This is a genomic window from Shinella sp. S4-D37, assembly GCF_040812195.1.
Taxonomy (GTDB): domain Bacteria; phylum Pseudomonadota; class Alphaproteobacteria; order Rhizobiales; family Rhizobiaceae; genus Shinella.
The window spans coordinates 147,501-159,486 of record NZ_JBFNXL010000005.1; the positions used below are offsets into that span (position 1 = coordinate 147,501).

General features: G+C 58.8%; 6 protein-coding genes, 1 tRNA gene and 2 rRNA genes. 5 read left to right on the forward strand and 4 right to left on the reverse strand.

Annotated elements, in window-relative coordinates:
- Positions 1 to 484 precede the first annotated feature (484 nt).
- The 3 genes from AB3G45_RS08200 to AB3G45_RS08210 all read left to right on the forward strand — a co-directional run bounded on the left by AB3G45_RS08200 (position 485) and on the right by AB3G45_RS08210 (position 3,828).
- Positions 485 to 3,282: ribosomal RNA gene (locus AB3G45_RS08200) — 23S ribosomal RNA — on the forward strand.
- A 247-nt stretch (positions 3,283 to 3,529) separates the two neighbouring features.
- Positions 3,530 to 3,644, forward strand: a 5S ribosomal RNA gene (gene rrf, locus AB3G45_RS08205).
- A 107-nt stretch (positions 3,645 to 3,751) separates the two neighbouring features.
- A tRNA-Met gene (locus tag AB3G45_RS08210) sits at positions 3,752 to 3,828 on the forward strand.
- On the opposite strand, the gene AB3G45_RS08215 is transcribed toward AB3G45_RS08210, so the two are convergent.
- The 4 genes from AB3G45_RS08215 to AB3G45_RS08230 form a co-directional block, all read right to left on the reverse strand.
- Positions 3,785 to 5,638, reverse strand: a complete 1,854-nt coding sequence (locus AB3G45_RS08215; protein ID WP_367833536.1) for a recombinase family protein — start codon at positions 5,636 to 5,638, stop codon at positions 3,785 to 3,787. The genes AB3G45_RS08210 and AB3G45_RS08215 overlap by 44 nt on opposite strands.
- Positions 5,639 to 5,717: 79 nt before the next feature.
- Entirely contained in the window at positions 5,718 to 6,557 is an 840-nt protein-coding gene (locus AB3G45_RS08220) for a recombinase family protein (RefSeq protein ID WP_367830118.1), read from the reverse strand.
- Between the two features lie 179 nt (positions 6,558 to 6,736).
- A complete protein-coding gene (locus tag AB3G45_RS08225; protein WP_367830119.1) occupies positions 6,737 to 7,732 on the reverse strand; it encodes a hypothetical protein in 996 nt (331 codons plus the stop codon).
- A 553-nt stretch (positions 7,733 to 8,285) separates the two neighbouring features.
- Positions 8,286 to 8,621 (reverse strand): hypothetical protein, encoded by a 336-nt coding sequence (locus AB3G45_RS08230; RefSeq protein ID WP_117371542.1) that lies wholly within the window; start codon positions 8,619 to 8,621, stop codon positions 8,286 to 8,288.
- 681 nt (positions 8,622 to 9,302) lie between these two features.
- Between AB3G45_RS08230 and AB3G45_RS08235 the strand changes: the two genes are divergently transcribed.
- A complete protein-coding gene (locus tag AB3G45_RS08235) occupies positions 9,303 to 10,496 on the forward strand; it encodes a hypothetical protein (protein ID WP_206366714.1) in 1,194 nt (397 codons plus the stop codon).
- A 336-nt stretch (positions 10,497 to 10,832) separates the two neighbouring features.
- Positions 10,833 to 11,930 carry a hypothetical protein gene (locus tag AB3G45_RS08240; protein WP_367830120.1) on the forward strand — a complete coding sequence of 366 codons (1,098 nt, stop codon included), beginning with the start codon at positions 10,833 to 10,835 and terminating at the stop codon, positions 11,928 to 11,930.
- Positions 11,931 to 11,986 lie beyond the last annotated feature (56 nt).

Sequence of the window (11,986 nt, forward strand, 5' to 3'; positions counted from 1 at the left end):
CGCCTGTTCTGCATACATTGTGAAGAGAAGATTGATCTGGAGGCTTCCAGGTGTTTTGGGTTTTTGACCCAAGGCGTCCGAGACCTTTCCCGGTGAACCTTTCGATGGCCTAGCCGGCCGGAGATTGGTGAGGGATTGGAGGAGGAAGGAAGCTTGTCGCTCTAGATCGTTCGTTGTTGGCAGCCTTGTGCTGCTTCTGACGGGTGATCGGATTACTGTTGTCTAACCGCACGGTACCGGATTTGATCTCGAGAAGCTGGTCTTAATGACAGGCTGCAAGCGAGCTGCTCGGCGTAGCTCCAATAAAGCGGTCTGTCGAACACGTCGATGGCATCATTGATCGGATTGGGTTGTAAAAGGTAGCCCGATCTTTGGGTCTGGCACATGCGGCTTGTCCGTATGGTCAGATTTGGAACCCCCTGAGCGCAAGCGAAGGGGCAAGGAATTCCAAATCCAATAGATGGTGAGCATAGACAATGAGAACGATTAAGTGTCGTAAGGGCAATTGGTGGATGCCTTGGCATGCACAGGCGATGAAGGACGTGATACGCTGCGATAAGCCGTGGGGAGCTGCGAATAAGCTTTGATCCATGGATTTCCGAATGGGGAAACCCACCTTAAATGCTTGGAGAATTTAAGTTGTACTTCGGTACGGCTTAGGTTTCCAAGCATTGAAATAAGGTATCTTATCCTGAATACATAGGGGTAAGAAGCGAACGCAGGGAACTGAAACATCTAAGTACCTGCAGGAAAGGACATCAACCGAGACTCCGTAAGTAGTGGCGAGCGAACGCGGACCAGGCCAGTGGCAATGCTGAATAAAGTGGAACGGAATGGAAAGTCCGGCCTCAGCGGGTGATAGCCCCGTACACGTAGAACAGGCATTGTCCTTGAGTAGGGCGGGACACGTGAAATCCTGTCTGAACATGGGGAGACCACTCTCCAAGCCTAAGTACTCGTGCATGACCGATAGCGAACAAGTACCGTGAGGGAAAGGTGAAAAGCACCCCGACAAGGGGAGTGAAATAGAACCTGAAACCGGTTGCCTACAAGCAGTTGGAGGGCGCAAGCCTGACAGCGTACCTTTTGTATAATGGGTCAACGACTTAGTGTGTCGAGCAAGCTTAAGCCGGTAGGTGTAGGCGCAGCGAAAGCGAGTCTGAACAGGGCGTTCAGTTCGACGCATTAGACCCGAAACCGAGTGATCTAGCCATGAGCAGGTTGAAGGTTGGGTAACACCAACTGGAGGACCGAACCCATATCTGTTGCAATAGATCGGGATGACTTGTGGCTAGGGGTGAAAGGCCAATCAAACTCGGAGATAGCTGGTTCTCCGCGAAATCTATTTAGGTAGAGCGTCGACCGAATACCCTCGGGGGTAGAGCACTGGATGGGCTATGGGGACTCACCGTCTTACTGATCCTAACCAAACTCCGAATACCGAGGAGTACTAGTCGGCAGACACACGGCGGGTGCTAACGTCCGTCGTGAAAAGGGCAACAACCCTGACCTCCAGCTAAGGTCCCCAAGTCATGGCTAAGTGGGAAAGGATGTGAGGATCCCAAAACAACCAGGATGTTGGCTTAGAAGCAGCCATCATTTAAAGAAAGCGTAACAGCTCACTGGTCTAAATAAGGGTCTTTGCGCCGAAAATGTAACGGGGCTAAAGCCATGCACCGAAGCTGAGGATTTGCAGTTTACTGCAAGTGGTAGCGGAGCGTTCCGTAAGCCTGCGAAGGGGTATCCGTGAGGAGCCCTGGAGGTATCGGAAGTGCGAATGTTGACATGAGTAACGATAAAGAGGGTGAGAGACCCTCTCGCCGAAAGACCAAGGGTTCCTGCTTAAAGTTAATCTGAGCAGGGTTAGCCGGCCCCTAAGACGAGGCGGACACGCGTAGTCGATGGGAACCACGTTAATATTCGTGGGCCTGGTGGTAGTGACGGATCTCGTATGTCGTACATCCTTATTGGATTGGTTGTGCGGCGAAGAGGTTCCAGGAAATAGCTCCACCGTATAGACCGTACCCGAAACCGACACAGGTGGTCAGGTAGAGCATACCAAGGCGCTTGAGAGAACTCTGCTGAAGGAACTCGGCAAATTGCACGCGTAACTTCGGAAGAAGCGTGACCCCATTTTACGCAAGTGGAGTGGGGTGGCACAGACCAGGGGGTAGCGACTGTTTATCAAAAACACAGGGCTCTGCGAAGTCGCAAGACGACGTATAGGGTCTGACGCCTGCCCGGTGCTGGAAGGTTAAGAGGAGAGGTGCAAGCTTTGAATCGAAGCCCCAGTAAACGGCGGCCGTAACTATAACGGTCCTAAGGTAGCGAAATTCCTTGTCGGGTAAGTTCCGACCTGCACGAATGGCGTAACGACTTCCCCGCTGTCTCCAGCAGAGACTCAGTGAAATTGAATTCCCCGTGAAGATGCGGGGTTCCTGCGGTTAGACGGAAAGACCCCGTGCACCTTTACTATAGCTTTACACTGGCATTCGTGTCGGCATGTGTAGGATAGGTGGTAGGCTTTGAAGCGCGGACGCCAGTTTGCGTGGAGCCATCCTTGAAATACCACCCTTATCGTCATGGATGTCTAACCGCGGCCCGTCATCCGGGTCCGGGACAGTGTATGGTGGGTAGTTTGACTGGGGCGGTCGCCTCCGAAAGAGTAACGGAGGCGCGCGATGGTGGGCTCAGACCGGTCGGAAATCGGTCGTCGAGTGCAATGGCATAAGCCCGCCTGACTGCGAGACTGACAAGTCGAGCAGAGACGAAAGTCGGTCATAGTGATCCGGTGGTCCCGCGTGGAAGGGCCATCGCTCAACGGATAAAAGGTACGCCGGGGATAACAGGCTGATGACCCCCAAGAGTCCATATCGACGGGGTTGTTTGGCACCTCGATGTCGGCTCATCGCATCCTGGGGCTGGAGCAGGTCCCAAGGGTTTGGCTGTTCGCCAATTAAAGCGGTACGTGAGCTGGGTTCAGAACGTCGTGAGACAGTTCGGTCCCTATCTGCCGTGGGTGTAGGAATATTGACAGGATCTGTCCCTAGTACGAGAGGACCGGGATGGACATATCTCTGGTGGACCTGTTGTCCTGCCAAGGGCATAGCAGGGTAGCTATATATGGAATGGATAACCGCTGAAGGCATCTAAGCGGGAAACCAACCTGAAAACGAGTATTCCCTTGAGAGCCGTGGAAGACGACCACGTTGATAGGCCGGGTGTGGAAGCGCAGCAATGTGTGAAGCTTACCGGTACTAATAGCTCGATTGGCTTGATCGTTCTCATTGTTCATGCTCATCAGCGCAGCATCGCTGCACTGATGATGCCGATCTTATGTCCTCACGGGCGCACCGCGATCTCACGATCGCTGCCCTGCGGACGGCGCGCCAGACGATTGGCGACGCGCTCTGCGCTTGCGGCCCCCGGCCGAAGGCGTCTGGCAAGGTCAAACAAGACGTGTTCACAAAATTAAGACAAACGAAGGCTCTGCCTTCTACCAGCTTCTCAATTGATTGCCCTTAGCCGACCTGGTGGTCATGGCGGGGTGGCCGCACCCGTTCCCATTCCGAACACGGCCGTGAAACGCCCCAGCGCCAATGGTACTTCGTCTCAAGACGCGGGAGAGTAGGTCGCTGCCAGGTCTGCTAAAGGCAATCAACAATCTTCTCCAAACAAACGTCGGCCCAAGCCGAAAGCGGGCCGCCCTCAAAGCGGCCCTTTTGCGTGATAAGCAAAAACAAAACAATAACGCGGGGTGGAGCAGCCCGGTAGCTCGTCAGGCTCATAACCTGAAGGCCGCAGGTTCAAATCCTGCCCCCGCAACCACTGAGACTTGCAAATTCTCCCATTCGGGATATTTGCGCAAAAGCTCCTCGGCGTAAGCCTCGAGGAGCTTTTTCTTTTTGTGCTCCGTGTCGATCTCACCCGAAGCAATACGGGCCATCAGATCGTTCTGGGCGGCGGCGACGAACTGCTGCTGCATGATGTCGATCACATCCATCGAGGCCATGATATTGGCGATGTCGCCATGGACCTGCAGGGATGCCGGCTGGTGACCCGGCGTCTTGCCGATGACGACCGTCTGGATCAGGTCCCGCACGATCGGCATCAGCCGGCGCTTGGCCTGTTCGTCGGCATTGTTGCGGGCGAGGAAGAGAAGCTTGCGGATGGCGATCTCGGTGTTGGCCGCATTGAACTGCGCCTTCAGCCTGGCGATCTTCTCCTGAAAACCTTCCGCAGCGGGCTCTTCGGCCGCGGAAAGTTCCATGACCAGCCTCTCACGATTGACTTCCAGCTCATCCAGGTGGTCGTCGAGGATCGCAAGACGCGGCCGGCCTTCGGCATGCCGGTCCCGGATCTGCTGCATCAGGCTTGCCTGCTGCGACTTGATGGTCGCAAGCTCGGCGGTCAACTGGTTCTTCCGGGAGGGAGCGCTCTCCAGCTTGCTCACCTCGTGCGCGACCATCTTCTGCGAAATCCGGTCGAAGATGTCGAGCGAGTAGAAGGCGGCCGGAATGCAGTTGAGGACACGCTCTTCCAGTTCGTGGCGGGTGATCGTCTTGCTGTTGCCGCAGCAGGCGCCGCCGAGGTCGTCGATCGGCAGGCGCTTCTTCCGGTTCGTACAGCTATAACGATCCTTGCCCGAAATGGCGTAGGGACCGCCGCATTCCGCGCATTCGAGCATGCCGCTCAGAAGATACTCCGGCCGGTGCGTCGCATTGAGCCGGTTGCTCTGCCCGAAATCGAACAGCTCGCCCACTTGCCTCTGCCGCTCCTTGACGCGCTGCCACAGCTCATCCGATACGATGCGCATCTCCGGGACGTCCTTGAATACCCACTCGGTGGCGTCGTTGGCACGGGCGGTTCGTCGTTCGGTCTCCGGATTTTTGCGGTACTGGCGCCTGTTCCAGACGATGCGGCCGATATAGCTCTCGTTGTTGAGAATGCCGCTGCCACGGCGGACATGGCCGCGGATCGCCGTATCGCGCCACTTGCGGCCGCGCGGGCCGGGGACGCCTTCATTGTTGAGGAGGTGCGCGATGTCGCGCGGAGACATCCCGTCGGCATAGAGCTGATAGATGCGGCGAACGACTTCCGCCTTGACCGGTTCGATATCCCGCAGACCCCGGATGCGGTCACCATTGGCATCGCGCTGCTGCGACAGCTTGTAGCCGTAAGCGAGGCAGGTCGACGCCTTGCCCTTCTTCACGGCGGTCTTCATGCCTTCGCGGGTGCGGTAACGGATCTGCTCAACCAGTTCATGGCTGAGTGCGGCTCTGAGCGCCATCTCAAGATCGGTGACCGGCGTGCCGGCATGGACGGTCCAGATGTCGGCGTCGCGGTAGCGCAGTTCCTTGAGGATCTTGGCGCTGTGCTCGATGTCGCGCGACAGGCGGTCGACCGTGACGCAAAGCACGACATCAATGCGCTCGCGCTTCACATGCGCCATCAGGCTCTGGATGCCAGGGCGGAGTTGATAGCTCGTGCCGCTGACCGCGGCATCGGAATAGGTGGCGACCAGTTTCCAGCCCTTCTGCTTGACGAAGGCTTCGCCCAGCTCGATCTGCGTTTCGATCGACACTTCGTGCTGGCGGTCGGTGGAGTAGCGGGCATAAAACAGGACGTTCTTGGTCACGGTCTGAATTCCATCTCAAACAATATCGTGGGGAACACTGGCCGGCAGCGCCGGCCAGTCTGATGTCTCGGCGAGGGCGTTACGGCGATGCCGCAGCACGCCGGCAGGCGAAATCCTGGCGCAGCTTCACGCGCCTCCAGAGTTCGTCGCCGACGATTCGCAAGGCAGGCGCGAAATCGTACTCACGGCCCGGTACCCAGGACCGGCCGATATAGATCTCGTCATTGAGGATGCCGGTTCGCCGATCGCGGCCGCCGCGGATGGTGGCGTCACGCCACATCCTACCGTGGGGGCCGGGAATGCCTTGAGCGTTCAGGGCGTCGGCGATTTTTGCCGGCGACATTCCGTCGGCATACATCTGGAAAATCCGCAGGACGACTGCGGCGGTCTCGTGTTCGAGAACCCTGAACCCGAAAATATACGTCCCATCGGCATTGTGGGCTCCGGTGTAGCGGTAGCCGTAGGGCAGCGGTACAAGGTGCTCGGCCTCATAGAGGTCATCGGGCATCGGCGAACGACGGCGCCCTCGTGCGAGCGTTCCGTCGGGGTTGTTGTAGTAGTGGTCGATGAGATCTGCGGCCTTGATCCGCACACCGGGATCGGCGGCCCAGACTTCGATGCCTTTCGCTTCGAGTTCATGCAGCAGCCGTTCCGCGACGGCAAAGCGCGAGCACAAGCGGTCCAGCGTATGGCACAGGACGATATCGATCGATCCGATATCGACCTCTTCGAGGAGCTTGTGGATGCCGGGCTGTGCGGTAAACACGACCCCGCCGATGTCTTCGTCACGGCAGGTCAGTTCCAGTTTCCAGCCGTTCTTCCGGATGAAGGTCTCGGCATAATAACGCTGCGAATCGGCGCAGGCGGTGTGCAGCGTATCGGCCGAGTTGCGGAGGTAGAGCAGGACTTTCTTTGTCATGGGGGCTCCTGGAGCTTGAGAAATGATTTTGGGGGACATGTTAGCCTGGCGCGGATCGCTTGGGAGCCCGCGCCAGCCGCCAGTCCTTCATGGTCTGGCGGTGGTGCGTGATGGGGCGGCGCCGAGGGTGATTGCGCGCGGCAATAATTGCCGCGGTCACGCCGGCCGCACGGACGCGGCTAGTAACCCATTACGGCGCGGTAGGCCGCGGCTGCCCCGGTATTGCCGGCGAGACGGTTGTCGGGTCGCGGCATGAGGATCTGGTCCTCGATACTGTCGCGATTGCCCAGCCAGTGCCAGCCGGCTTCGGCCGGGCCGGTCACGAAGACCTCGTTCGGGGTGAGCCTGATACGGGTTGCTCCCGTCTCAGCCTTGATTGCCTCGCGCAAAAGGCGGATCGCCTTGCCGTTCTCACCCGCCTTCTTCGGCGCCGGGTCCCTGGTGGCGATCGCCGAGGGCGCGATCCGCTCGGTCAGCACCAGAACGCGGCCGACCCTCTTGCGGCGACCTTCGGCGTCATCGATGTCGACGACGACTCCGCCGCTGAAGACATCACAGAAGACACCGCCGCTCACGGCAACGCAGTGCGTGCTGAGAGACACGACGCAAGGGTAGTCACGCTCCATTCCGGTGCGACCATTCAGGTAGGCAGCAAGCGTCGGCCGGTCGGGAACGTAGCGCCACTTTCCCACATATCCGACCAGGCGCAGGGCCTGCTCGATCTCGTGAGCACTCACCCATTTGACAGGCGGTGTGTACGAGAAGTCGAGCCAGCGCGCGCCGTACCGCACCTGGCGGATCGCATCGGCGGCCTGAGACACGGTCACGCCGGCGATGGACGCGATGACGCACAGTCCGTCATACAGGCGGGACCTGGTATCCTTGACGACGTCGTGAAGGTAGCGGGTCTTGATCGCTCCGACATCGGGTAGGGGTTTGGTCGCCGCCGGTTTTACCGGAGCACTTGCGCGCCGAGCGAGTTCCGCCTGAATGCTGCGGGCAGCACTCGTCTTGTCGAAGGGGAACGCCAGAACATTGTTCTGGCGATCGCCCTCAGAGCGCGCGCGCTTGGAGGTCTCTTCCTGCGAGGGAGGGGTAGGGGTATGCGACATGATGACTCCTTTCGTGAGCAGATCTTCGTCGTCGTCGACGAAGATCCGCGCGCAGGGCGTCATCGCGCATGCGGCCGGTGCAGAACCCCGAGGTGGGTGTCCGGCACACAAGGTCTCCTGACGGCGGCATAATGGCGCCATCAACATGACGGTAATCGAACATGGGCGCCTCCTTCCGTTCCTTGGACTGGCCTGGGTTGAACATCGCTGCCTGCCACTAATCACAGGCGTTATCTTTTAGCAAGTATCTGTAATCGTTGAGGTAATTTGAGTGAATTCAGGGGGCATTCTCAAAATGGGACACGCCATCTCGTTGAAAAGTCGAGACTTGCTCCGGAGCGGCGATCGGCACTTACGCACTGGTAACCACTCGATTCGGTTTGGTGTTGCGAAAATGCAACGGTTTAGAGCCGACATCTGAAGTGAGGCGCCGATCGCACAAGCCGATCAGCATCAGGCCCAGCGCGTGAAACCTCTGGAAATCCGATTCAGAATCGAACGGCGTTTTATGAAGTAACGGGGGGGAAACGTGTCAGAACCTGCAAACGCCGTCAGGCGTTGACCGGCACCTATTGATGGAAAGGTCGAGATCGGCGCAGAGCGGGCCGACGCCGCCTCAAGCGTCCCGATCGGGATCCTCGGGATGGAGAAGGTGGACCTTGCGACGAAACGGCCAGTCGCCTGTGCGATACTTGGCGACGAGTTCCTCGAAGACGATGTCGGACTCCCGCTCGTCAAATCCCTGCTCTACAAGCATCCTGACCACCCGGTCCTGAAAATCCTCCAGCACCTCTTTCGCGTCCCTGGCCGCCATGCTGGAAATCGTCATGAAGAGCGCCGTGCGGGCAATATCGTCCCGGTTAGGACGCCTTGCCTTGCGATCGGCGTCACGCAGCTTTTGCTGACGTTCGCGCTGCTCGCGATTGCGGTCCTCTTCTGACTTTCTGGCCATGATGCCACTCCCATATGCCCTGCGGCCTCCTTGCCAGACCAGCGCCTTACCGGCAACGCCGCTTGTGCTGGAATCAGAAATCCCGGCTCGTGAATCGGAAATCCACGGTTCGGAATCGCGGATGCGCAACTTGAGATGGCCTGCGGGCACGTCGAGCTAGATCGAGATGACGTGCGGAGACGAAACGGCGTTTGCGGAATCAAAGCTTCACAGCTCTGAATCGGAAATCCGGAAACCGGAATCAAAAATGCGCAATTTGTCTCGATGTGCGGGCACGCTGAGATGACATACCGGCACATTGAGACGATGCCTGCCAGATTGTCTGCTTCGCCGGATATCGCTCAACTGCCGCCGTATCGGGCTTTCCGCGCCAGGCGGCGGTTCCTGCCACGCCCTGTTAACGGAAGTGTTTGTCCGAGGCCTGAAGCGACTGATTGCGGTCTGAATCCGGGAGAAACGGTGATTAAGTATCAATAAAAGTAGAAAATAATTTTGTGATGCTGGAATATGGTTAATTTGAGAAATAATTGAAATATTAATTGTATATATGAAAGTAAATAATGAGGCTTTACTTGGGTGTCACTTGATGGCCGATTTGACAATTACTGATGTTGCGGTGACCATATGTGTGTTCGATGTTTGTGTCGAACGTATATTATCAGTAACCAGTGAGGTTTTATCGTGAGTGCATCCAAGTTTGTCCTGCCTTCCGCCTTCGCCCATCACTATGAAAAGCTCGGGATCGCGGATGCGGTTCTTCGTGACCAGCTCGAAATCGCTGCCGGGAATATCTCTGATCTCGGCCGCCGCACGACCGAGCAGAGCTTCCTGCTCGGGGAGCATCTTGTTTCCGCTTCTGGTCTGCTCGCCGACGGTCTCTTCGACAAATGGGTCAAGAGGCGGTGCAGCTTGGCCGCCCGCACTGCGAGGGCCTATATGTCCGTCGCGCGCAATCTCGGCGAATACCGGGATGATCTGGTCGACCTGTCGGCCAGCCCGACTGTCATGTTCCATCTGGCGCACGCGCCGCATGAGAAGATCCGCGATGCGATCGCCCATGGCGAGGAGCATGGCCGTCTCCGTGTGCTCGATGTGAAAACCATCCTGGGCGATGGCGATGAGGCCAAGGACAAGACTGCCCGGGGTGACCTCCATGGAGCAGGGGGTGTGACCGGCCTGAAGGCGCTGATCGCGGTCAAGATCCGCGACGGCGTGAAACTGTTCATCGTCCATATCGAGGTCATTGTGCAGGCCATCAAGGCGGCGCTGGACCAGAAGCGGGTGATCAAGGAGGCGCTGGCCAGGGAGGTTGAAGATCTTGCCCGTGTCGCGCGTATGGAACTTGAAAGCCTGGCGCAGTTCGTGGAACCGGACAGCGACCTGCGCCGCCATCCGCGCTCGACCCAGTTTCCGAAGAAGACCGAGTGGGCGGTGGTGAACGAAACGCTGCAGAAGCTTGGGCTCTTCGATACCTGGCCGAAGTCCAAGGAATTGCCCGGTTGGCTTCGCGATGAGGTCTTGCCGGTCCTCGAATGGGCGATCTCGAAGGAGCGCAAGCCGAAATGGCCGCTGGCCCAATCGGTAGAAAAGATGGTCGCCGTCGACGATGTGGTCGAGTTGACCCCTGAAGCGGAAGCAGAGCAGGGCAAGGATCAGGCCGAAGCCTCGGTCGAGATCGATCTGGATCGCTTCACGGAGCGGTTCGGCGAAGCGCTTGAGCAGGCGACAGGCGGGCTGATGGTCGTCAGCCGCGAAACATCCAAGGTCCGCAAGCAGGTCGTGGCGGTCCCGCCGCTGGCAGCCGACGAGGCGGCAGACGGTTTGGGCGAAACGCTCCTGGATGAAGGCGCATCCGCACCGCAACTGACCGCGTAAAGCTCTCGACATGCTGGAAGGTCGATCGGTCGGCCTTCCAGCCAAACCTTCAAGGGCCGCTTGTCGGCCCTTTGTCTTGCCCGGCTTCGGCCTCGAGATGTTTTGGCCGCGGGCAGGCGTTCGAGCCTCAGCGGATGGCCAGATCGAAGCGACCGTGAGCCCGGCGTTAACCTTGTTCCGGTCCCGTTCTCATTTTTTGGCCCCGGGGTCCTTGAGCCCGAGCGCCGGTCCTGCCAGGTTGCGGCTGTTCCGGATGGCCGGAACAAAGCGGCCCAAGCCGATGCGCCAACATCGACAAGGGCCTGACCGTCAACCTTGGTAAGAAGGAATCGGGCTATGAGCACGAATACCGTTTCTGTCCCTTATGGGGAAGTTCTCCGTTCCATGATCGACGCGGCCGAAGCTGCCGCAGCTTCCGGGTCCCGCCCGCGCCCGTTCGGCTTCGGCCGCAATGCGGTTCTGGCTGCGGGTTGCGGACCGGCAGTGCTGCGCCGTCACCCGCATCTCGTCCGCTTTGCCGATGTCGAAGTCGATCTCGATCTGCTCATTGATCGTGCGATTGCCGCGATCGCCGACGGCGAGCCGGCCGAGGACGAGATCCTCGGTCACTACGTCAACATCGCCTCGCTCGTCCGGGCAGTGTCCTTCAGGGAAGGCAAGCTGCTGGAGCATGCGGTCGAGCGTCTGGCGAAAGCGAACCCGAGCATCATCGTCCTGACCCAGTCACTGAAGTTGCCGCTGGTAAAGGCCGCGGTGGAGGCTGTTGCCGGGAATGATTGGTCGAGCCTCGACGGCATCAAACTCGATTGCGAGGCACCGGCGAAGGGCAGCTACACGCCGGACCTGATCGTCGTGAACCGCGCCCGGCACACGGCCTACATCCTCGACGTCAAACGGTCGCTCGCATCCTATGGCGACACGAGCCGTCTCGAGGAGCTGAAGCTCAAAATGATGGCCTCGGCCATGGTCCTGCCGGACTGGCTCTACAAGAACCAGAAGCGGCTGATGGTGGATGCGGTCGAAGTCGCGATCGTCGATGGCGCCAGCCGCCCGAGCGATCATGCCAGTGGTGTCTGGGCGCTGTCCGAACTCGATGACCTCTTGGAGATCGACGGCGTTGCCGCCTGCATGGCCGAACTGCGCCAGCGCTTCGCCATCCGGGTGCAGCAGCTTCTCGAGGCGGAGGCGCGCAAGGCGCTCGGCGACATGGAGCAGCCTGTCTTCGCGCCGAATACGATCGTCGCGCCTGCACCCATGTGCTCGCGGATCAATCTCAACGGGCCGAGCCGGACTTACGAAGAAGACCAGGCGGCGCGCTCATACGATGATGATCACGATCGCGACGAACGGGGCTTCGATGATGGGTCCGATGAGGATGAGCCGACACCGGCCTTCATCCGGATCGGCTTTGCCCGGCGCCCTGCCAGGCACTGAGCCCCGTCGCACATTGCTCGCTACTGCCTGATGGCCTGACCGCCACGCCCTGACGA

Bases quoted from the DNA above. Each gene is read 5' to 3' on its own strand.
- AB3G45_RS08220 (WP_367830118.1), bottom strand. From the start codon at position 6,557: ATGACAAAGAAAGTCCTGCTCTACCTCCGCAACTCGGCCGATACGCTG.
- AB3G45_RS08225 (WP_367830119.1), bottom strand. From the start codon at position 7,732: ATGACGCCCTGCGCGCGGATCTTCGTCGACGACGACGAAGATCTGCTC.
- AB3G45_RS08230 (WP_117371542.1), bottom strand. From the start codon at position 8,621: ATGGCCAGAAAGTCAGAAGAGGACCGCAATCGCGAGCAGCGCGAACGT.
- AB3G45_RS08240 (WP_367830120.1), top strand. From the start codon at position 10,833: ATGAGCACGAATACCGTTTCTGTCCCTTATGGGGAAGTTCTCCGTTCC.